This is a genomic window from Kutzneria sp. CA-103260 (genome assembly GCF_018263855.1).
Taxonomy (GTDB): Bacteria; Actinomycetota; Actinomycetes; order Mycobacteriales; family Pseudonocardiaceae; genus Kutzneria.
Genome location: NZ_CP073318.1, coordinates 10,622,664 through 10,643,625, shown reverse-complemented (window position 1 = coordinate 10,643,625; position 20,962 = coordinate 10,622,664). Strand labels below are relative to the sequence as shown.

Genomic DNA, 20,962 nt, shown 5'->3' with positions numbered 1-20,962 from the left:
GTGATCTCGAACCACGGTCCGTAACGATCTGGGCTACCCGGACGACATTGCCGCGGACATCAACCAGAAACTTCGGTTCGCGAAGCATAGCCGACACACAGCCGACATGCGCGCCTCGCGACCAGGCCGTATCGACGGTGATTCCAATCACAGCCGGTGGCCGCTTGATAGCGTCCGGTTGTGAACCGCACAATGCCCGCCCTCGTGGTGGCCGCCGCGCTGGCCCTGACCGGCTGCGCGACCCACAGCGAGCCCCCCACCAGCGCGAACCCGGCCGACTCGGCCTTCCCGGTGACGGTGACCCCGGCCGGCGGCAAGGCCGTGACGATCGCCGCCAAACCGGCTCGCATCGTGTCGCTGAGCCCCACGACCACCGAAGACCTGTTCGCCATCGGCGCCGGGTCGCAGGTCACGACGGTCGACAAGTACTCCGACTACCCCGCGTCGGCGCCGCGCGGCGACCTCGACTCGACCAAGCCCAGCGTCGAGGCGATCGCCGCGCACAAGCCGGACCTGGTGGCGGTCTCGGCCGACAGCAACGGCGTGGTGGCGGGGCTGACCCAGCTCAAGATCCCGGTGCTGGTGCTGCCCGCGGCCACCGCCGTGGACGGCGTGTACGAGCATATCTCGCTGCTGGGCAAGGCCACCGGGCACACCGCCGAGGCGGACAAGCTGGTCGGCGACATGAAGTCGCAGATCGCCGACGCGGTGGCCAAGGCTCCGAAGAAGTCGCTCACCTATTTCCACGAGATATCCCCGGACGGCTACACCGAGACCTCCAAGACCTTCATCGGCCAGGTCTACAGCCTGTTCGGGCTGCGCAACGTCGCCGACTCGGCCGGCGGCACCGGCGACTACCCGCAACTGTCGGCGGAGAAGGTGATCGCCGCCGACCCGGACCTGATCTTCCTGGCCGACACCACCTGCTGCCAGCAGAGCGCCGCCACCGTGGCCGCGCGTCCGGGCTGGTCGACGCTGCGGGCCGTGCACAACGGCAACGTCGTCGCACTGGACGACAGCGTCGCCTCCCGGTGGGGGCCGCGCGTGGTCGACCTGGTGAAGGCCGTCGCCGCGGCCGTCCAGAAGGCTTCCTGAGCCCGATGGCCAAGCCGACCCGGCTGGCCTGGTGGCACCTGCTCGTCGTCCTGGCGGCGCTGCTGGTCGTGGTTGTCGGCGCGGTGCTGCTGGGCGCGATCGACCTGGGCTGGTCGCGGGTGCTGGGCGAGGTGTGGGCCCAGCTGACCGGCGGCCTTTCGCCGTTGAGCGCGCAGGAATCGGCGATCCTGTGGCAGCTGCGGATGCCGCGGGTGGTGCTCGCCGGCCTGGTCGGGGCGGCGCTGGCCTGCGCCGGGGCGACGTTCCAGGGGGTGTTCCGCAATCCCCTGGCCGACCCGTACCTGCTGGGGGCGGCGGCCGGCGCCGGCATGGTGGTGACGATCCTGGTCGTGCTGACGCCGGGCGCGACCGCTTTCCTGCCGGCAGCGGCGTTCGTCGGAGCGCTCGGCGGCGTGGCCCTGACCTGGGGACTCGGTCGCTCCGCCGGGGCCGGCACGGCCACGCTGCTGCTGGCCGGCGTTGCCGTGGCGTCCTTCCTGACGGCCGTACAGACCTTCGTGCAGCAGCTGAACACCCTTACGCTGCAACAGGTCTACGGCTGGATCCTGGGTGGACTGTCCACCAGCGGCTGGGGCCAGGTGCTGTCCGTGCTGCCCTATCTGGCGGTCGCGCTGGTGGTCCTGTGCTCTTGTTCGGGCCTGCTGGATGTGCTGGCGCTGGGCGACGAGGAGGCGGCGTCGCTGGGCGTTCGGCCGGGACTGGTGCGGTTGGTGGTGCTGGGCGCGGCGTCGCTGGCCACGGCGGCGGCGGTATCGGCCAGTGGCTTGATCGGATTCGTGGGAATCGTTGTGCCGCACGTGATTCGGTTGCTGTTCGGGGCCAGCTACCGCGTTGTGGTTCCTTTGTCGTTGGCCGGCGGAGCCATTTTCCTCATCCTCGCCGACATCGTGGCCCGGACGGCGCTGGCCCCGGCGGAATTGCCGATCGGCGTCGTGACCGCGTTTACCGGCGCGCCGTTCTTCGTTCTTGTGCTCCGGAGGCGATCACCGTGACCGCGCTACGGCTGACCGCCGTGACCGCCGGCTATCGGGGCCGCCCGGTGGTTCGGGACGTGAGCGTGCACGTGCCGGCCGGCAGCTGGCTGGCCATCATCGGCCCGAACGGGGCCGGCAAGTCCACACTGTTGAAGGCGGCCGCCGGTCTGGTGCCGGCCACCGGCGAGGTGCTGCTGGGCGAGAAATCCGTTGCGGCGCTTGGACATCGCGAGCGGGCCCGGACCATCGGCTACGCCCCGCAGACGCCGTCGCTGCCGGACGGCCTGACCGTCACCGACTACGCCCTGCTGGGCCGGACCCCGCATCTCGGGCCGCTGGGCCGGGAGAGTCGTTCTGATCTGGAGGTCGTGTCCGGCGCGTTGGCCCGGCTCGACCTGTCGACGCTGGCCAACCGTCCACTGAGGACGTTGTCCGGCGGCGAGCGACAGCGGGCTGTGCTGGCTCGGGTGTTGGCCCAGCAGGCCGGCGTGCTGCTGCTGGACGAGCCGACGACCGGGTTGGACATCGGCCACGCCCAGTCGTTGCTGGAACTCGTCGACCGGCTGCGCAAGGCCGATGGCACCACGGTGATCAGCACCCTGCACGACCTCACGCTGGCCGCCCAGTACCCGGACCAGGTGCTGCTGCTGGACAACGGCGAGGTCGCGGCGGTCGGCACCCCGGCCGAGGTGCTGACCGCCGATCGCCTGTCCCGGCACTACGCGGCTTCGGTGACCGTGCTGACCGCCGAGGACGGCAGCCCGGTCGTCGCGCCGCGGCGGCACTGAGTCAGGGGTGGCCTCCGGACGAGGACAGGAGACCCGTCCGGAGACCACCCGGCGGCGCGGCCTCACCCGGATGAACCGGGCAATGCCGGATCGGGAAGGGCCGGCGCGCCGGGAAGGTCACCGGCACGCCGACCCCTGCTCAGGGGCGTGGGTCGCGGTCTCGGGGAACCACGGCCCACGCCGCCGCCTCGGCCGTGGCAGCGGCTCTCGGCGGCATTGCCCGGCTTTCCGGCCAGGCACACGCTTTTTCCTGGTATCGCTGACTTTCCGGTCGATCAGGCGGTGCCGATGCTCAGGCAGTCACGACCTGCTCGGCGGCGTCCCGCTCCACGTCGACCGTGGACGGGTTGTCCAGCACCTGCTTGAGCCGGTCCCGGTCCAGTTCGCCCTGCCAGCGGGCGATCACCAGGCTGCCCACGCCGCTGCCGATCACGTTGGTCAGCGCGCGGGCCTCGGACATGAAGCGGTCGATGCCGACGATCAACGCGATGCCCACGACCGGGATCACCGTGCCGAACGCGCTCAGCGAGGCGGCCAGCGTGACCAGGCCGGCGCCGGTGACACCGGCCGCGCCCTTGCTGGAGATCAGCATGAACAGCAGCAGCCCGATCTGGGTGCCGATGCCGATGTCGTGACCGGTGGCCTGCGCGATGAACAGCGCGCCCATGGTCAGGTAGATGCAGGTGCCGTCCAGGTTGAACGAGTAGCCGGTGGGCACGGTCAGGCCGACCACCGAGCGGCTCGCGCCGGCCGCCTCCAGCTTGGTCATCAGCCGCGGCAGCACCGTCTCGCTGGACGAGGTGCCCAGCACGATGAGCAGCTCGTCCTTGATGTAGCGCAGGAACTTGAAGATGTTGAAGCCGACCCAGCGGGCGATCAGCCCCAGCACCACCACGATGAACACCAGGCAGGTCAGGTAGAACGCCACCATCAGGAAGGCCAGGCTGCCCAGGATCTTGCTGCCGAACGCGCCGACCGTGTAGGCGATGCCGCCGAACGCGCCGATCGGGGCGACCCACATGACCGCCTTGATCACGCCGAACATGAGGGCCTGCAGCGACTCCAGCGCCCGCAGGATCGGCTTGCCGCGCTCACCGAGGCCGGACAGTCCGATCGCGACGAAGATGGCGACCACCAGCACCTGGATCAGCTGGGTGCCGGTGAAGGCGCCGACCAGCGAGCTCGGCACCAGGCTGAGGACGAAGTCGGTGACGCCCTCGCTGGCCTGTCCGGCCGCCTTGAGGGTGCTGTCGGCCGCCTTCGGGTCGACCGTCAGGTTCAGGCCGCTGCCCGGGTGCAGCACGTTCACCACGACCAGGCCGATGACCAGCGCGACCAGCGTCATGACGATGAAGTAGGCGATCGCCCGCAGCGCCAGGCCACCGGCCTTGGCCAGGTTGCCGAGGCTGGAGATGCCGACCACCACGGTCAGGAAGATGATCGGCGCGGTGACCATCCTGATCAGGTTCACGAACAGGTCGGCCAGCCATTTGGAGCCGGCGGCCGCGTGCGGGAACACCAGGCCGAACACGATGCCCAGCACGATCGCCGCGAGCACCCAGAAGTACAGCTGGCGGTACAGCGGTTTGCGGGCGGTGGTCGCCGTCGACATGCCCTCACTCCTTTATCGCCCGTACGTGGGAATTGCAGTGATCCTTGGCACACGGCGACCGCTCGGCAAGGTTGCATGCCGAAACTTTGGGTTCACCTGACGTTGACGACTACCCTTCCTGCCATGCTGGACCGGCGGGCGCTGCTGCGGGGGCTGGCCGCCGTGGGCGTCGGGTCCGTGGTGGCGGGCTGCTCCGGGCCCCAGGCCCCTGACCTGGCCCGGCTGGTGCTGCTGACCGGGCCGCCCGGGGCCGTGTTCCGGGAGATCGGGGCGTCCCTGGTGGCGGCGCTCAAGCCGCACCTGCCGCGCACCGTCCTGACCGCCCAGGAGACCGGGTCCTCGGTCGACAACCTGCGGCTGCTGGCCGACGGCACCGGGCAGCTGGGGTTCGCGTCGCTGGACGCCATCGAGAAGACCCGCACGTCGCCGGCCGGGCTCAGCGCCGTCGGGCGGCTCTACGACAGCTTCATGCACCTGGTCGTGCTCAAGGAATCGCCGATCCAGTCGTTCAAGGACATCGACGGCAAGCGGGTCTCACTGGGCGCGCCCGGATCCAGCACCGGGTTCACCGCCGACCGGCTGCTGGCCATGACCGGCGTTCGGCCCGTCGGGAGCCAGCTCTCCCAGACCGACGCCGCCAACGCCTTGGCCGCCGGCACCCTCGACGCGTTGCTGACCCTGACCGGCATCCCCACGCCGGCGATCACCGACCTGGCCCGCAAGCGACCGATCCGGCTCGTCGACCTCACCGCCGAGGCCAAGGCCCTCGCCGCCGCCTTCCCCGGTCCTTACGTGCCGGCCACCATTCCCACCACCACCTACAAGAACGTCGAGCCGTGCCAGACCGTCTCCGTGCCCAACCTGCTGCTGACCCGTGACGACCTCGGCGACGACGTCGTGCGGATCGTCACCGAGACCACCTTCACCGAGGTCGCCGCGTTCACCAAGGGGCATCCCGAGGCCAGCCACATCAACGTGCGCACCGGCATCGCCACCGGCATCGTGCCGCTGCACCCCGGGGCCGCCGGCTGGTTCCGGGACGTGAAGCGCTGAATGCTGCTCCTGCTGAACGGGCCACCCGGGGTCGGCAAGTCGACATTGGCCGCGCGGTACGTGGACGAGCATCCGTTGGCGCTGAACCTCGACATCGACGTGCTGCGCGGCCAACTCGGCCGGTGGCAGGATGATCCCGTCACCGCCGGCCTTGCGGCCCGGGCTCTGGCGTTGGCCGCCGCCCGCACGCATCTCGCGGCCGGCCACGACGTCGTCGTTCCCCAGTTCCTGGCCCGGGTCGAGTTCATCCTTCAGCTGGAGGCCCTGGCCGCCGAGGTCGGCGTCGACTTCGTCGAGGTGGTTCTGTTGGACAGCAAGGAGAACGTCCAGCGTCGGTTTCAGGCTCGCGACGACCCGGTGAAGCACACGGATCCGGCCGCGTTGTCCGCCATGCACGACCGGCTCCTGGCGTTGCTGGCCGACCGCCCGCGCGCCAGGATCGTCCACACCACCGGAATCCACGAAACCTACAACGCCCTCCGTCACACCCTGGGCCGTGGGACAGGGCGTCAGTAACCGAGACTCCACTGCTGGTTGGCGGCGGCATCGCAGGTCCCCTGGACTACATTCGCGCCATCCGCGACGCTGGCGTCCGCGACCTCCAGGCACTTCCGACTGTGCCGCGCCACCGCCAGGTAGCTGTTGTCGCCCACGTAGTAGAAGGACCACTGCTGGTTGGCGGCGGTGGCATCGCAGGTCCCCTGGACCACATTCGCGCCATCCGCGACGCTGGCGTCCGCAACCTCCAGACATTTCCCACTGTGCCGCGCCACCATCAGGTACCTGTTGTCGTCCAGATAGAGGAAGGACCACAGCTGGTTGGGGCTGCCATCACACGTCCGCTGATCCACATTCGCGCCGTCTTCGGTGCTGGCGTCCGCAACCTCCAGACACTTCACACTGTGCCGCGCCACAATGATGAACGTGTACGCCGGGCCGGCATGGCTCGGTGGAGTGGAGAATGCGGGACCGCCCACGGCCTGAGCGTCGGCCCGGGACGCCGCCGCCGGAAGGGCGAGCGCGACGGCAACGATCAGCACCGCGAGTAGGGCCTGCATCGATCTCGGTTCACGCATGTTCCCTCCGCCTTTCACATGCTGCCGTAGTAGGGATGCGCGGAGGGTTCCTCCGCGCATCCCTACTACGGTCGACGAGTCGGGCGGTGGTGGCGTGCCACCGTCGTAGGCACTGGCTGGTCAGGTTCTGGGCAGAGTCAGCAGACGGTGGCGGGCTGGGGCTTCAGCACGGACAGAACGAGTTCGCGGCGAACGGTGAAGCCGAGCGCCTCGTACAGCCGGATGGCGTTGGCGTTGGTCGCCGCGACGTGCAGGAAGGCGCGGTCGCCCTGGGCGGCGATGCCGGCGAGCAGCGCTCGGATGAGGGCGGTGCCGAGGCCCTGGCCCCGGTGTTCGGGGGACGTGCAGACGGCGCTGATCTCCACCCAGCCGGTCGGGCGCATGCGTTCGCCGGCCATCGCGGCGAGCTCGCCGTCGAGGCGAATACCCAGATAGGTGCCCATCTCGACGGTACGGGGCAGGAACGGGCCGGGCGCGGTGCGGCGGGCCAGGTCCAGCATCTCCGGGGCATCCGCCGCGGTGAGGCGGACGGCACGGGCATCGGGCGCGCCGACCAGGCCCGGCGGCGCGGTCATCTGCACGAGATCAAGCCGCCGGACGACAGTCCAGTTCGCCGGCGTCGGCTTGGGGAGATGCACGTACGCGGCAGTGCCGGAGCCCACCAGCGTGGCGGCGTCGTGCCAGTCCTGCTCAGTCGGGTCGTCAGGCAGTCCGATGAACGGCGCCACGTCGTCGAGATAGCGCAGGACCCGCCCCTGCCCCTTGGCCAGATGGCTGTGAGCGGGGTTGGAAAGCGAGGAGTACACCGGGTTGTCGAGCACACCGTCAGCATCACTCGGCCCCTATTATGAAGCAAATCGATGGAGCTCATCTCCAGATTGGCAGATTCGATGGGCGTGACCTTGCGTCAGCTGGCCGTGTTCGTGGCCATCGCCGACCACGGCGGCTTCGGCGCGGCCGCCACCGCGCTCGGTATGAGCCAGTCCTCGGCGTCGCACTCCCTCGCGTCGCTGGAATCGGCCGTGCACGGCGAACTCGTCCAGCGGACCGCCCCGGTCCGGCCGACCGCGCTGGGCGAGACGCTGCTCCCGCACGCCCGGGCCACGCTCGCCGCCGCCCGGGCCTTCGACGCCGCTGCCGCCGCACACACCAGCGCCGCCGTAGGCGGCACCGTCAACCTCTCCGTGCCACCGACCGTGGCCCGCGGCCTGCTGCCCGGGCTGCTGCGGCGCTGGCACGCCAACCGGCCGGACCTGGAGATCACCGTCTTCGAGGCCGTCGACGACGAAATCGCGCAGTGGCTGGAGAACGGCACCGTCGACGCCGCCTTCCTCATCGACCCCGATCCCCTGCCGCCCGGCGCCCGCCTCGTCGCCACCGACGACTACCAGGCCGTCGTCCGCACCGACCACCCGCTGGCCGGCGAGGAATCCATCGAGCTGGCCGACCTGCTGGAGGATCCCCTGCTGGTCCCCACCTCCGGCTTCGGGCCGCCGATCGCACGCCTGCATGCCATGGCCGGCCTGCCCTACCGACCGTCCCGCCTCATCCGCGAGCTGCTGACCCTGCTGTCCATGGTCGAGGCCGGTCTCGGCGTCGCGATCCTGCCCTCCCTGGCCGCGAGCATGCTCTCCGACGCCCTCACCCTGGTCCCGCTCCAGCCGCTGCTGGAACGCCAACTCGTGCTCACCGGCCCGACCACCCGCCCCTGGCATCCCGGCGTCACCACTCTCGTCACCCTGACCCCTGGGCTATGACGGCGTCCAAGCCGGGATTCGCGTCCTCCAAACGGAGTTCGCCGCCGGCGGCGGCCACGAGGTCGGCGCAGATGGACAGACCCAGGCCGGTGCCGGAGATGTTCTGGTGGCGCGGGGAACGCCAGAAGCGGTTGAGCGCCTGCTTGCGGTCCTCCTCGCTCAGGCCGATGCCGTTGTCGGCGACGTGCAGCTCACCGTCCACAAAGAACACTCGGACCTTGGTGGCGCCGGACAGGCGCGCGGCGTTGGCCACGAGTTCGTCGAGCACGCTGCCGTAGGAGACGGGAACCCGTTGCCCGGCAGGCACATCGGTCTCGACGGCGACGCGGAGGGCCTGCCACTTGGGCAGGTGGGTGGAGACCAGCAGGGCGAGGTCGACGGTCTCGGCGGCGGCGTCGAGGCGGGTGGCGGCCAGCAGGGCGTCGAGCACGTTGCCCATCTCCTGGGCCTCCTCGACGGCGATCTGGTGCGCTTCCTGGGCCGGCTCGGCCGAAGGCAGGTGCGGCTCCAGGTTGTCGACGGCCAACCGCAGGCTGGCCAAGGGATTGCGGAGCTGGTGGGAGGCGTCGGCGACGAAGTCGCGCTGCCGGCGCATGGCGGTGTTGACCACGTCGACCATGGTGTTGAAGGAAGTGCTGAGGCGGCGCAGCTCCGGCGGACCACCGACGTCGACGTGGGTGTCGACGAGCCCGCCGGCGATGGCGGCGGTGGCCTCGTCGAGCCGCCGCACGGGCCGCAGGATCCAGCGCGAGATGGGCCACGCGGCGGCGATGACGGCCAGCAGTGGCAACGCCCCCAGCACGGCCAGCCAACCCCACTGGGACAGGATGTCGGCCCGCAGTCGATCGGTCGGCGACACGGCGACGACGGCCGCCACGACTTCGCTGTCCCGCCCCACCGGCTCCACCACGACCAGCGGCGCGGTCTCCCACGGCAGCACCGCGGACGGCGGACTCGGCCGGTAGCCGGCGAAGGCGGCGCTCAGCCCGGCCATCACGGCCGGATCGGTCAGGTCGGGCCGCTGCGGCGAAGTCAGCACGACTTCGCCACCGGCGGCCACAACAGCGACCGGAATGCCGTACAGCTGGCCGTACCGATTGAGCTCGTCCCGCAACGCCGCCTGGCCGCCGGGCACGGCGGCGCTCTCGGCCAGCGCGGTCTGCGCCAGCGACGCGAAACGGCTCACGTCGGCCAGCCGGTCGAGGTACGTCGTCTGGGTCTCCCGCTCGGCCACGGCGTTGGCCAGCGGCACACCCAGCGCCGCGGCCAGCAGCAACAGCAGCGGGATCAGCACCAACAGCAGGCGGCGCAGCATCAGCCCACCAGGCGGTAGCCGACGCCCCGCACGGTCTCGATCCGCACCAGCCCGCCGAGTTTTCCGCGCAGCGCGGCCACATGCGTGTCCAACGTCCGCGTGGGCGCCTCGTACGAGGCCTGCCACACCTGGTCCATGATCAGGTCCCGGCTCACCACCTGCCCCGGCCGCGCGGCCAGCAGCGCCAGCAGGTCGAACTCCTTGCGGGTCAACGCCAGCTCGCGCCCCTGCACCGACACGGCCCGGGTGGCGCTGTCCAGCTTCAGCGGGCCGACCTCGACGGCCTCGGCGTCGGACACCTCGGCCCGGGCCTTGCGGGTGCGCCGCAGCACCGCCTCGATCCGGGCCAGCAGCTCGGCCGTGCCGAACGGCTTGACCACGTAGTCGTCGGCCCCGGCCCGCAGGCCCAGCACCCGGTCCCGCTCCTCGCCCCGGGCGGTCACGGCAATCACCGCAGTCCCGGAGTCGCGCAGCCGGCGCAGCACCTCCAGGCCGCTCCCGTCGGGCAGACCCATGTCGAGCAGCACCACGTCCACCGGCGGCGCGCTGACCGCGTCCGCCACCGTGCCCACCCGGTGCACGTCGTAGCCGGCGTGGCGCAGTGCCGTCACGAGGCCCCGCGCCACCCGGTCATCGTCCTCGACGACGAGGATCCGCATGGACAGCGATGGTATGCGGCCTCAGCTCTTGCGCTCGGCCGCCTCTTCGACCCGGGACTCTTCCGAGACCGACTCGTCGCCGGCGGTCTCGGTGTCCTCGGATTTCTCGACGGTCTCGGCCTTGTCCGCGGTCTCGGCGGGCTCCTCGTCGACCAGCTTCTCCGACGGTTCCGCCTTCTCGCCCTCGACCTCGCCGTCGACCACGTCGGCAGCCTCGCCGGCGGCGTCCGTCAGGCCGGCCTCGTGCGCCTCGCGGATGGCCACCAAGTCCTCACGCGGGCCGCGCTTGCGAGCCAGGATCACGTAGATCACCGCGCCGATGAACACGATCGCCGCCACGAAGACGTTGATCCGCACGCCGAACACCAGCGTGGCGGTGTCGTCGCGCATCAGCTCGATCCAGAACCGGCCGGCCGTGTAGGCGGCCACGTACAGGCCGAACGCGCGGCCGTGGCCCAGCCGGAACTTCTTGTCGGCCCACACCACCAGGATGGCCACGCCGATGTTCCACAACAGCTCGTAGAGGAACGTCGGGTGCACCAGCTTCTCGGGCGCGCCCTGGGCGATGCCGTTGATCGGGTCGGCCAGGCCGGTGCTCGGGTCGACCCGGTTGTAGATCTCCAGCGCCCACGGCACGTCGGTGACCCGGCCGTAGAGCTCCTGGTTGAAGTAGTTGCCGATGCGGCCGATGGCCTGGGCCAGCACGATGCCCGGCGCGATCGCGTCGGCCACCGCGGGCAGCGGCACGCCGCGCCGCCGGGCCCCGATCCACGCCCCGACGCCGCCCAGCGCGACGGCGCCCCAGATGCCGAGGCCGCCGTTCCACACCTCCAGCGCCCCGATCGGGTTGCCGCCCGGGCCGAAGTAGGTCCGCCAGTCGGTGGCCAGGTGGTACAGCCGGCCGCCGACCAGGCCGAACGGCACGGCCCAGACCGCCAGGTCGGTGATGAAGCCCTTCTCCCCGCCGCGGGCCTGCCAGCGGCGCTCACCCCACACGATCGCCACGATGATGCCGGCGATGATGCACAGCGCGTAGGCACGGATCGGTATGGGACCGAGGTGCCACACGCCCTGGGGCGGGCTGGGGAAGCTGGCCAGGATCAGGTTGTTCGGCACGCGCCCACCGTACTTGAGGCTGTGTGACGGCTGTGTCCGACCCAGGTCCGCATCAGGTCACAAAGCGGTGGCCACCGGGTTGCGCACGCCCTCGGCCAGCTCCTTGGCCAGTTCGGCCACCCCGGGCTCGCCGTCGGCCGAGCGGGTCACGAAGGCCGAGCCGACGATGACCGCGTCGGCGAACGCCGCGAGCTCGGCCGCCTGCGACCCGGACTTCACGCCCAGACCGACACCAACCGGCAGGTCGGTGTGCGCGCGGACCCGCCGCACCAGCTCCGGGGCCGCCGTGCCGACCGCGTCCCGCGCGCCGGTCACGCCCATCACCGACGTGGCGTACAGGAAGCCGCTGCTGGCGGCCGCGGTCATCGCGATGCGCTCCTCGGTGGAGGACGGCGCGACCAGGAAGATGCGGTTGAGGCCGTGGGCCTGCGAGGCCTCCATCCACTCCGCGGCCTCGTCCGGCACCAGGTCCGGCGTGATGATGCCCAGGCCGCCGGCCGCGGCCAGGTCACGGGAGAACCGGTCCACGCCGTAGTGGTAGATCGGGTTCCAGTAGCTCATCACCACGGCCTTGCCGCCGGCCGCCGACACGGCCTCGACGACCTCGAACACGTGCCGCAGCCGGAAACCTTCGGCCAGCGCCCGGTCGGCGGCGGCCTGGATGGTCGGGCCGTCCATCACCGGGTCCGAGTAGGGCACGCCCACCTCGACCAGGTCGCAGCCGCCGTCGATCATGGCCTTGAGCAGCGACTTGGAGCCCTCGACGGTGGGGAAGCCGGCCGGCAGGTAGCCGATCAGCGAGGAGCGTCCCTCGGCGAGCAGCGGCATCAGGACTCACTCTCCGGCACGAGGTTGAAGAACTTGTTGGCGGTGCCCATGTCCTTGTCGCCGCGGCCGGACAGGTTGACCAGGATGACGCCGTCCGGGCCGAGCTCACGGCCCAGCACCAGGGCGCCGGCCAGCGCGTGCGAGGACTCGATGGCCGGGATGATGCCCTCGGTGCGGGACAGCAGCATCATCGCGGCCATGGCCTCGGCGTCGGTCACCGGCCGGTACTCGGCGCGGCCGATGTCCTTGAGGTGCGAGTGCTCCGGGCCGACGCCCGGGTAGTCCAGGCCGGCCGAGATCGAGTACGCCTCGACGGTCTGGCCGTCCTCGTCCTGCAACAGGTACGAGCGGGCGCCGTGCAGCATGCCCGGAGTGCCCTCGGTCAGCGTCGCGCCGTGCTCGCCGGAGGAGATGCCGTGCCCGCCCGGCTCCAGCCCGACCAGCCGCACGTCGGGGTCGTCGAGGAAGCCGTGGAAGATGCCGATGGCGTTGGAACCGCCGCCCACGCAGGCCGCCACCACGTCGGGCAGCCGGCCGATCAGGTCCAGGCACTGCTGCCGGGCCTCGATGCCGATGATCCGGTGGAAGTTGCGGACCATCACCGGGAACGGGTGGCCGCCGGCGGCGGTGCCCAGCAGGTAGTGGGTGTCCTCGACGTTGGCCACCCAGTCCCGCAGCGCCTCGTTGATGGCGTCCTTGAGGGTGCGCGAGCCCGTCCTGACCGGGATCACCTCGGCCCCGAGCAGCCGCATCCGGGCCACGTTCAGGGCCTGCCGCTCGGTGTCGACCTCGCCCATGTAGATCACGCAGTCCAGGCCCATCAGCGCGCAGGCGGTGGCCGTGGCCACGCCGTGCTGGCCGGCGCCGGTCTCGGCGATGACCCGCTTCTTGCCCATGCGCTTGGTCAGCAGGGCCTGCCCGAGGACGTTGTTGATCTTGTGCGAGCCGGTGTGGTTGAGGTCCTCGCGCTTGAGCAGGATCCGCGCCCCGCCGGCGTGCTCGGCGAACCGCTTGGCCTCGGTCAGCAGCGACGGCCGGCCGGCGTAGTCCCGCAACAGCCGCTCGAACTCGTTCACGAACTCGGGGTCGAGGCGGGCCTTCTCGTACACCGCGGTCAGCTCGTCCATGGCGGCGATCAGCGCCTCCGGCATGAACCGGCCGCCGTACTCGCCGAAGTAGCCGCGCTGGTCGGGGTCGTGCTTGTCGGTCATGTCTCCCCAGGAGATCCGTGTTTAACGACTCGGCCGCGGGCACGCGGGGTGCGAGCCGGCGGTGACCAGCTGCGTCACGGCGGCCTTGGGATCGCCGCTGGTGATCAGGCTCTCGCCGACCAGCACCGAGTCCGCGCCGGCGCCGGCGTAGGTCATCAGGTCGCCGGGGCTGCGCACGCCGGACTCGGCCACCTTGTAGGTGTCGAACGGCAGACCGGGGGCCAGGCGGCTGAACATGTCCCGGTCCACCTCGAGTGTGTGCGGGTTGCGCGCGTTCACGTCGAGCACCTTGGCCCCGGCCTCCAGCGCGCGGTCGCACTCCTCGGCGTTGTGCACCTCGACCAGCGCGACCATGCCCAGCGACTCGACGCGGTCCAGCAGCGCCTCCAGGGCGTTCTGCTCCAACGCGGCCACCATCAGCAGCACCATGTCGGCGCCGTGCGCGCGGGCCTCGTGCACCTGGTACGGGCTGACGACGAAGTCCTTGCACAGCAAGGGAACGCTCACCGCGGCCCGGACCGCGGCCAGGTCGGCCAGCGAGCCGCCGAAGTGCCGCCGCTCGGTCAGCACGCTGATCACCCGCGCGCCCGCGGCCTGGTATTCCCTTGCCAGCTCGGCGGGATCGAGCACCGGGGCCAGTTCGCCGCGCGCCGGGCTACGCCGCTTGACCTCGGCGATGACGCCGATGCCGGGCGCGTTCAGAGCGGCCATCACGTCTCGCGGCGCCGGTGCCGCCTGCGAGCGCTCCTTGATGACCTCGAATGGGATTTCGGCCTGGCGCACGGCCAGGTCGGCGCGGACGCCGTCGATGATCGAGTCGAGCACGGTCACGCCAACTCCCCTTCCCGCCTCCACGATGCTAACCCCGTGAGGGATGCGGCACGTACGGCGGGTCACCGAAAGACCCCCTGGTAGTCAAGGCCCTATCCGGTAACAATCACGCCGCGTGCCGCTTCCGTCACTGATTGGCGGTGGGGTCCGAGCCGGCGTCCAACTGCTGCCAGAGCTCCCGATCCGGGTCGGCCACCCGCCTGGCCTGCGCCGGGGCCTGGTACTTGCCGCCGAGCCGGGGCATCCGGTGCCCGGACCGGACCAACAGGACACCGGCCAGCGTCACCGCCAGCCCGGCCAGCACCGCCAGGCCGTGGCCGACCGCGATCGTCACAAACGGGTAAGCGGCGGGGTGCGCGTCGAAGACCTCGCCGGCGCCGTCGAAGGCCAGCCAGATCGTGCCCACGCCGACCAGGAAGACCACGCCGCCGGCGATGCGCCGCACCAGGCCGCCGGTCGCCACCACGGCGGCGATCAGGGCCAGCGCGACCAGGGCCAGCGGCACCAGCCCGGTCTCCCGCTCCGCGCCGGTGAGCTTGGCGGTGACCACTCCGGTCAGCGGATCGCTGTGCTGCGACCAGGACCACGTCATCAGCGACGACACCCACAGCAGCAGCGAGGCCAGCGCCAGCAGCCCGACCACTGTCCAGAGTGGACGCCGGTCAGACATCGGCGGTCACCGACTCCCGGGCCGGCCGCAACGTCTCCGCGGTGGCGATGGCGGCCAGCACCGCCCGCGCCTTGTTCAGGCACTCGGTGTCCTCGGCCAGCGGGTTCGAGTCGGCCACGATGCCGGCGCCGGCCTGCACGTAGGCCACGCCGTCGCGGACCAGCGCGGTGCGGATGGCGATCGCGGTGTCGGCGTCGCCGGCGAAGTCCAGGTAGCCGACGATGCCGCCGTACAGGCCGCGCCGGGTCGGCTCCAGCTCCTCGATCAGCTCCATGGCCCGCGGCTTGGGCGCGCCGGACAGCGTGCCGGCCGGGAAGCAGGCGGCCATCGCGTCGAACGCGGTGCGGCCCTCGTCCAGCTCGCCGGTCACCGTGGACACGATGTGCATCACGTGGCTGTACCGCTCCACCTTGAAGAAGTCGACCACGTGCACCGAGCCCGGCTTGCAGACCCGGCCCAGGTCGTTGCGGCCCAGGTCGACCAGCATCAGGTGCTCGGCCCGCTCCTTGGCGTCGGCGAGCAGGTCCTTCTCCAGCAGCGCGTCCTCGTCGGCGTCGGCGCCGCGCCAGCGGGTGCCGGCGATGGGGTGCGAGGTGGCCTTGCCCTCCCGCACCGTCACCAGGGCCTCCGGGCTGGCGCCGACGATGTCGAAGCCGTCCAGCCGCAGCAGGTACATGTACGGGCTGGGGTTCGTGGTCCGCAGCACCCGGTAGACATCCAGGGCGTCGGCGGTGGTCTCCATCTCGAACCGCTGTGAGAGCACCACCTGGAACGCCTCGCCGGCGCGGATGGCCTCCTTGGCCGTCTCCACCGCCGCGCCGAACTCCTCGGTGGTGCGGCGGCGGCGCATCCGCACCTCGGCCGGCCGCAGCACCGACGCCGTCGGCGGGGCCTCGTGGGACAGGCCCTCGGTCATCGAGTCGAGCCGGCGCACCGCGTCGTCGTAGGCGGCGTCCACCCGCTCCGGGGAGTCGTCCCAGTTGACGGCGTTGGCGATCAGCGTGATGGAGCCCGAGTGGTGGTCCAGCGCGGCCAGGTCGGTGGCCAGCAGCATCACCATCTCGGGCAGGTTCAGGTCGTTCTCGGTCAGCTCGGGCAGCCGTTCCAGGCGGCGCACCGCGTCGTAGCCGACGAAGCCGACCATGCCGCCGGTCAGCGGCGGCAGGCCCGGCAGCGGATCGGTGCGCAGCGTCTCGATGGTCTCGCGCAGGGCCTGCATCGGGTCCCCGCCGCTGGGCAGGCCGACCGGCGGGGTGCCGGTCCAGGCCGCCTCCCCGTCGATCACGGTCAGCGCCGCCGCGCTGCGCACGCCGACGAAGGACCAGCGTGTCCAGGAGCTGCCGTTCTCGGCCGACTCGAACAGGAAGGTGCCCGGTCGGTCGGCGGCGAGCTTGCGGTACACCCCCACCGGCGTCTCGGCGTCCGCGAGCAGGCGGCGGACGACCGGGATGACCCTGCGCTGCGCCGCCAGCGCGCGGAACTCCTCGCGGCTGGGACTGACCTCCCCGAAGGCACTGACCATGACTGCCATTCTGGCCTATGGAGTTGACGCCCAGGGGACGCGGTCCTAGATTTCAATGGTTGTTGAAATAAGGAGTGCACGGTGACGGATCCGAAGCGGCGGGGCCGCCGCCCCGCCGGCGAGGACACCAAGGCGGCCCTGCTCGCGGCCGCCCGGGAGGTCTTCACCGAACAGGGCTTCGACGGGGCCACCGTACGCGCCATCGCCAGCCGGGCCGAAGTCGATCCGGCCATGGTCAACCACTGGTTCGGCGGCAAGCAGGGCCTGTTCGCGGCGGCCGTCGAGCTGCCGGTGACGCCCGAGTTCATCCGCGAGCGCGTCTTCGCCGCCGGCCCGCCCGGGGAGATCGCCGTGCGGGTCGTGCGCACCTTCATCACCACCTGGGACAACACCGGCGGCGGTGGCTTCGCCGCCCTTGTGCGCAGCGCCGCCACCCAGGAGTCCGCCGCCCAGATGCTGCGCGAGTTCATCAGCGTCGTGTTCGGCGGCGCCCTACGCGAACTCGACGTCGACCGGCCCGAGCTGCGCCTGGGCCTGTTCGGCTCGCAGATCGCCGGCCTCGGCCTGGCCCGCTACGTGATGCGGTTGGAGCCGATCGCCTCCGCCGATGTCGAGACCCTGGTGGCGACGATCGCTCCGACCCTGCAGCACTACCTCACCGGCGACCTGCCCGTGACCCAGCGCTGATCCACCGTGGACCGGATCACCGCTCGGCCAACAGGTGCGGATTGCCCGCGAGCGAGGCCACCATCGCGGCTCGGCTGGTCACGTCCAGCTTCGCGAACACCCGCCTCAGGTGCGTGGACACCGTGTAGAGGCTGATCGCCAGCGAATCGGCGATCGCGCGGTTGGTGTGCCCGAGCGCGACCAACTGCGCGATCTCTCGCTCGCGCGGGCTGAGCAGCCCGGCCACCCCGCCCGGTCTGACGTCGCGCGGCAGCAGCAGGCAGCGCATGCCCAGCTCCTCGCAGTCGAGCACCGGCCGGTCGGACGTCGGCGGACCGCCGATCTCGGCGACCCGGCGCACCAGCGCTCTGAGCAGGTTCTGCACCAGCTCATCCTGTCCGGGATCCTCGACCACCCGCGGAAACCGGACCTTGACGACGTTCCCGTCCCCTGGTGGCAGTCCCGAAACCGCCACCCCTTTGTTCCCCATGCACGGACCTCCGCTAGCCCTGCTCCCCCGTGACGGGTCCCCTCCCGCCTCGACAGGCAGCTGTCGTCCAGTGGAATCAAGGAAAGCGCAAACGGCCCACATGCGCATCGCCGAAATGTGTGACACACAGATGAACTAGGGGCTTCGTGTCGCACGGGTTCGTGCGACTACCGGCCGGCGGCCGGTCCGGGTGCACTCGGTGCCGCGGACGACCGCCCGCTGGGAGGAGCCTGACATGGCGCAGCTGGAGTTCGAGGAAGAACTCGAAGGCGAGTACGAGGAAGAGTTCGCCGACGAACTGGAGGCCCTGGTCGGCGAGGGGGAGTTCGAGCAGCTCGACGAGGGCGAGGCGTTCTCGCTCCGGGGCCTGCGCAGGGGTCTGCGTGGCGTCGGCCGGTTCGTGAAGCGGGGCGCGAAGGTGTTGCGTCCGCTGGCGAAGATCGCGGCCCCGATCGTGGGCAGCGCACTGGGCGGGCCGCTCGGCGGCATCGCCGGCGACGTGCTCGCCTCAGCTCTGGAAGGCGAATACGAGCAGGAGTACGAAAACCGGCCGCTGACCGCCGAGCACGCGCAGGCGGAGGCCTTGGCGGCGCAGGCCGCGCAGAGCGAATCCGAGGCCGAGGCCGAGGCCTTGGTGGGAGCGGCGGCGGCAACGTTGTTGTCCCGCCCGGAACGCAAGGCCCTGCGCGCGGTGCACGCGGACCTGGTGCGCGGTGCGGCCGTGCTGGCCGAGCTGCTGCACCGCCGGCACGAGACCCGGCCGTTCACCGGCGTGGTGCCGACGATCGTCGACCGCACCGCGCACACCCTCAGCCGTCACGTCCACAGTGGACGGAAGCTGAGCAGGCCGTTGGCCGCGAAGGTGATGGCCGCGCACACCCACAACGTGCTCGGCGACAGCCGGGACGCGCTGGTCCGGCACGTTCGCGGTGTGCGCAAGGCGGGCGCGATCGGCACGTACCCCGGCCCGCTGCGTTCCCCGGTGGTGCACGCCGGCCACCACGGCCACCGCCACGGCTCGACGGTCGAGGTCGTCACCCCGGTCCGGGTGCCGGCGCGCAACGGCCGGCCGGCACGGGTGGTGCGCGTGGTCAGCAAGGTTCCCGTGCCGTCGGGCGCGGTTCCCGCCGGTCGCACGGCGGTGGTCAGGACAGCAGACGAGCTGGGAGGACGAGCATGAGCCGCGGCTACCCCGCGATCGAGGGCGAACTGGAGTACGAGCTCAACGGCCACCACGAGCTGGAGCTCGAGGACGAGTTCGAGCAGCACGAGTTCGAGGGCGAGGGCGAGGAGGAGCTCGAACTGGAGGACGAGTACGGGCAGCACGAGTACGAGTCCCACGAGTACGAGCTCGAAGGGGAGTTCGAGGAGGAGGACGAGTTCCTCTACGAGGAGGAGGACGAGGGGGAGTTCGAGTTCGAGGACTTCGCCGACCCCAACTTCCGCGCCTCCCGGCTGGGCCTGGCGAGCGAGGCCGAGCTGATGGCGCACCTGGCCACCCGTGCCGCCGAGGCGGAGTCGGAGGCCGAGGCCGAGGCGTTCCTCGGCGGGCTGATCGGGGTCGCCGGCAAGTTGGCCGCCAAGGCCGCGCCGAAGCTGATGCGGGCCGTGGGCAAGCCGCTGGTCCGGGGCATCACCAAGATCGGCACCGACCTGTGGCGGAGTCCGCAGACTCGTTCGCTGATCAAGGCGCTGCCCTCGGTCGCCCTGAACACCGTGAAGGACCTGGCCCACCAGTACGCCGACGGCCAACAGATCACCGCCCGCGGGGCGGTCGGCTCGCTGCTGCGCAACGCCTCCCAGGTGTCGCCGGCGCACGGCCACCCGCGCTCGCGCCAGCACCACCACCGACAGCACCGCGCGCACGCGGCCCATCGCGCGCATGCGGCCCGCCGCGCCGTGCACGCCACCAACGTGCTCAACCACCGCTACCACTCGCGACCCGCCAGGGGGCACCGTGCTCGTCGCCGCTGAGCGCACGGTCACGCGGCCCGCCAATAGTGATCGGGGCGTCCGTGACTGGGTGCTCAGCCAGGCGCTGAACGTGGAGCGCCACCTGGCCGCGCTGCGGCCGTTCTCCGTCGACGAGTTCGGCGATCCGGCGACCGGTCCCAGTCGCGGGCACGTGGAGGCGGCCAACGCGCTGATCAGCACCCTGCGCCGGCCGCTGCGCACGGCGTCGGCGCAGGTCCGCGACGCCGCCGAGACCGCGCTGGCCCAGCCCGACCGGGCCGCCATGACCGAGCTGCTGCACCAGAAATCCCGCGCACAGGACTTCGTGCGGATGGTCGAGCAGGTGTGGGACTTCTACCTGGAGCTGTTCGGCCAGCGGCAGTCCGCGTTCGCGCCGTGGCTGGTGGCCTGCGACCGGATCGCGCTGGACTGCTACCAGTACGCGTACCTGGGCGTCGGCGTGGCCAAGCCGATCCCGGCGCCACCACCGTTCAGCTACCTGCGCACGGGTTTCTCGCCGGCGACGTTCCGGCGCGGCGTCCGGCTGAGCAAGATCGGCCGGCAGCTCAACCCCTTTCCGCTGATCCAGCTGCCGTACCACCGGATGGTCAACCCGTGGACGCTGGGCGCGGTGCTGCACGAAGTCAGCCACAACCTGCAGAACGACCTCGGGCTGCAGCGGGTGATCCCGGTGGGCGTCGCCCGGCGGCTGCTCGCCGACGGACTGCCGAAGTCGGTCGCGTCCACCTGGACCAGGTGGAACCGCGAGACCTTCGCGGACATGTCCGGTCTGCTGCTCGGCGGCCCGGCCTTCGTCGGCTCGCTGTTCGACGTGATCGGGCGCAACCGCGGGCAGGCGCTGCGCTACTCGCCCGGCGGCGTGCACCCGACCCCGTACCTGCGGGCCAAGCTCTCGGTGGAGTTGTTGCGCCGCATGGGTTTCACCGAGGACTCACGGCGGTACGACCGGCTGTGGCGGACGATGTACCCGGACACCAGGGGCAGCAGCATGCCGGAAGCGCTGCTGCGCACCGCCGACCGCGCGGTGCCGCTGGTGGTGGACACCATGTGCCACACCCGCTACCCGTCACTGGGCAACCGGACGCTGGCCGCGGTGCTCCGGTTCGAGCACAAGGAACAGGCGATGATCGAGGAGGCGGCCGGCCGGCTGGCCCGCGGCGTCGACCCCGGGGTGGTGCCGGAGCGGTTCCTGATCGGCGCGGTGCGTCTCGCGCTGGACCGCAGGCTGGCCGGCCCGGACGTGTTGACCAGGAACTTCTTCGGCGAGCTCGGCAGGCGATCGCGTTGACGTACCAGGGATGGAG

22 protein-coding genes are annotated in these 20,962 nt (G+C 71.3%); 10 read left to right on the top strand and 12 right to left on the bottom strand.

What is annotated here, in order from left to right; all coding sequences use genetic code 11:
- Nucleotides 1-180 precede the first annotated feature (180 nt).
- Genes JJ691_RS47825 through JJ691_RS47815 form a run of 3 tightly spaced genes read left to right on the top strand, consistent with a single transcriptional unit; the run spans nt 181 to nt 2,878 of the window.
- The gene (locus tag JJ691_RS47825) at nt 181-1,095 is read left to right on the top strand and encodes an ABC transporter substrate-binding protein (RefSeq protein ID WP_249227498.1); all 915 of its coding nucleotides are present in this window, start codon (nt 181-183) and stop codon (nt 1,093-1,095) included.
- Between the two features lie 5 nt (nt 1,096-1,100).
- Nucleotides 1,101-2,108 carry a FecCD family ABC transporter permease gene (locus JJ691_RS47820; protein WP_211765994.1) on the top strand — a complete coding sequence of 336 codons (1,008 nt, stop codon included), beginning with the start codon at nt 1,101-1,103 and terminating at the stop codon, nt 2,106-2,108.
- A complete protein-coding gene (locus JJ691_RS47815) occupies nt 2,105-2,878 on the top strand; it encodes an ABC transporter ATP-binding protein (RefSeq protein ID WP_211765993.1) in 774 nt (257 codons plus the stop codon). The genes JJ691_RS47820 and JJ691_RS47815 overlap by 4 nt, the downstream gene beginning before the upstream one ends.
- A gap of 292 nt (nt 2,879-3,170) precedes the next feature.
- On the opposite strand, the gene dctA is transcribed toward JJ691_RS47815, so the two are convergent.
- On the bottom strand, nt 3,171-4,490 hold the full coding sequence (gene dctA / locus JJ691_RS47810) for a C4-dicarboxylate transporter DctA (protein ID WP_211765992.1): 1,320 nt from the start codon (nt 4,488-4,490) through the stop codon (nt 3,171-3,173).
- A 123-nt stretch (nt 4,491-4,613) separates the two neighbouring features.
- On the opposite strand from dctA, the gene JJ691_RS47805 reads away from it, so the two are divergent.
- Both JJ691_RS47805 and JJ691_RS47800 read left to right on the top strand, forming a co-directional pair.
- Entirely contained in the window at nt 4,614-5,543 is a 930-nt protein-coding gene (locus JJ691_RS47805) for a TAXI family TRAP transporter solute-binding subunit (RefSeq protein ID WP_249227497.1), read from the top strand.
- The gene (locus tag JJ691_RS47800; RefSeq protein ID WP_211765991.1) at nt 5,544-6,059 is read left to right on the top strand and encodes an AAA family ATPase; all 516 of its coding nucleotides are present in this window, start codon (nt 5,544-5,546) and stop codon (nt 6,057-6,059) included.
- Here JJ691_RS47800 and JJ691_RS47795 read toward each other — a convergent pair.
- The gene (locus tag JJ691_RS47795) at nt 6,053-6,619 is read right to left on the bottom strand and encodes an RICIN domain-containing protein (RefSeq protein ID WP_211765990.1); all 567 of its coding nucleotides are present in this window, start codon (nt 6,617-6,619) and stop codon (nt 6,053-6,055) included. The genes JJ691_RS47800 and JJ691_RS47795 overlap by 7 nt on opposite strands.
- A 137-nt stretch (nt 6,620-6,756) precedes the next feature.
- Nucleotides 6,757-7,440, bottom strand: a complete 684-nt coding sequence (locus JJ691_RS47790; RefSeq protein WP_211765989.1) for a GNAT family N-acetyltransferase — start codon at nt 7,438-7,440, stop codon at nt 6,757-6,759.
- A gap of 75 nt (nt 7,441-7,515) precedes the next feature.
- Between JJ691_RS47790 and JJ691_RS47785 the strand changes: the two genes are divergently transcribed.
- The gene (locus tag JJ691_RS47785) at nt 7,516-8,376 is read left to right on the top strand and encodes a LysR family transcriptional regulator substrate-binding protein (RefSeq protein WP_211765988.1); all 861 of its coding nucleotides are present in this window, start codon (nt 7,516-7,518) and stop codon (nt 8,374-8,376) included.
- On the opposite strand, the gene JJ691_RS47780 is transcribed toward JJ691_RS47785, so the two are convergent.
- From JJ691_RS47780 to JJ691_RS47745, 8 genes are all read right to left on the bottom strand, one after another.
- A complete protein-coding gene (locus JJ691_RS47780) occupies nt 8,354-9,691 on the bottom strand; it encodes a HAMP domain-containing sensor histidine kinase (RefSeq protein ID WP_211765987.1) in 1,338 nt (445 codons plus the stop codon). The two genes, JJ691_RS47785 and JJ691_RS47780, sit on opposite strands and share 23 nt — an antisense overlap.
- Entirely contained in the window at nt 9,691-10,350 is a 660-nt protein-coding gene (locus tag JJ691_RS47775; RefSeq protein ID WP_211765986.1) for a response regulator transcription factor, read from the bottom strand. Before JJ691_RS47775 ends, JJ691_RS47780 begins: the two co-directional genes overlap by 1 nt.
- Before the next feature lie 21 nt (nt 10,351-10,371).
- The gene (gene lgt / locus JJ691_RS47770) at nt 10,372-11,466 is read right to left on the bottom strand and encodes a prolipoprotein diacylglyceryl transferase (RefSeq protein WP_249227496.1); all 1,095 of its coding nucleotides are present in this window, start codon (nt 11,464-11,466) and stop codon (nt 10,372-10,374) included.
- A gap of 57 nt (nt 11,467-11,523) precedes the next feature.
- Entirely contained in the window at nt 11,524-12,294 is a 771-nt protein-coding gene (gene trpA, locus JJ691_RS47765; RefSeq protein ID WP_211765985.1) for a tryptophan synthase subunit alpha, read from the bottom strand.
- On the bottom strand, nt 12,294-13,505 hold the full coding sequence (gene trpB / locus JJ691_RS47760; protein ID WP_211765984.1) for a tryptophan synthase subunit beta: 1,212 nt from the start codon (nt 13,503-13,505) through the stop codon (nt 12,294-12,296). The genes trpA and trpB overlap by 1 nt, the downstream gene beginning before the upstream one ends.
- Nucleotides 13,506-13,526: 21 nt before the next feature.
- Complete coding sequence (trpC, locus tag JJ691_RS47755; protein WP_211765983.1) at nt 13,527-14,336, bottom strand: indole-3-glycerol phosphate synthase TrpC; 810 nt, start codon at nt 14,334-14,336, stop codon at nt 13,527-13,529.
- Nucleotides 14,337-14,463: 127 nt separating this feature from the next.
- Nucleotides 14,464-15,006, bottom strand: coding sequence for a Trp biosynthesis-associated membrane protein (locus tag JJ691_RS47750; RefSeq protein WP_211765982.1), 543 nt, complete (start codon nt 15,004-15,006; stop codon nt 14,464-14,466).
- Nucleotides 14,999-16,528 carry an anthranilate synthase component I gene (locus tag JJ691_RS47745; protein ID WP_211765981.1) on the bottom strand — a complete coding sequence of 510 codons (1,530 nt, stop codon included), beginning with the start codon at nt 16,526-16,528 and terminating at the stop codon, nt 14,999-15,001. Before JJ691_RS47745 ends, JJ691_RS47750 begins: the two co-directional genes overlap by 8 nt.
- Before the next feature lie 81 nt (nt 16,529-16,609).
- Between JJ691_RS47745 and JJ691_RS47740 the strand changes: the two genes are divergently transcribed.
- Nucleotides 16,610-17,215: a TetR/AcrR family transcriptional regulator gene (locus JJ691_RS47740; RefSeq protein WP_211765980.1), complete on the top strand. Its 606-nt coding sequence runs from the start codon at nt 16,610-16,612 to the stop codon at nt 17,213-17,215.
- A gap of 16 nt (nt 17,216-17,231) precedes the next feature.
- Here JJ691_RS47740 and JJ691_RS47735 read toward each other — a convergent pair whose 3' ends face one another.
- The gene (locus JJ691_RS47735; protein WP_211765979.1) at nt 17,232-17,684 is read right to left on the bottom strand and encodes a helix-turn-helix domain-containing protein; all 453 of its coding nucleotides are present in this window, start codon (nt 17,682-17,684) and stop codon (nt 17,232-17,234) included.
- A gap of 235 nt (nt 17,685-17,919) precedes the next feature.
- Here JJ691_RS47735 and JJ691_RS47730 point away from each other — a divergent pair, with 235 nt between their 5' ends.
- From JJ691_RS47730 to JJ691_RS47720, 3 genes are read left to right on the top strand one after another with little or no spacing between them, the layout of a single operon-like run.
- Nucleotides 17,920-18,864 (top strand): hypothetical protein, encoded by a 945-nt coding sequence (locus tag JJ691_RS47730; protein ID WP_211765978.1) that lies wholly within the window; start codon nt 17,920-17,922, stop codon nt 18,862-18,864.
- Nucleotides 18,861-19,658: a hypothetical protein gene (locus JJ691_RS47725; protein ID WP_211765977.1), complete on the top strand. Its 798-nt coding sequence runs from the start codon at nt 18,861-18,863 to the stop codon at nt 19,656-19,658. Before JJ691_RS47730 ends, JJ691_RS47725 begins: the two co-directional genes overlap by 4 nt.
- A complete protein-coding gene (locus JJ691_RS47720) occupies nt 19,642-20,946 on the top strand; it encodes a hypothetical protein (RefSeq protein ID WP_211765976.1) in 1,305 nt (434 codons plus the stop codon). The genes JJ691_RS47725 and JJ691_RS47720 overlap by 17 nt, the downstream gene beginning before the upstream one ends.
- Nucleotides 20,947-20,962 lie beyond the last annotated feature (16 nt).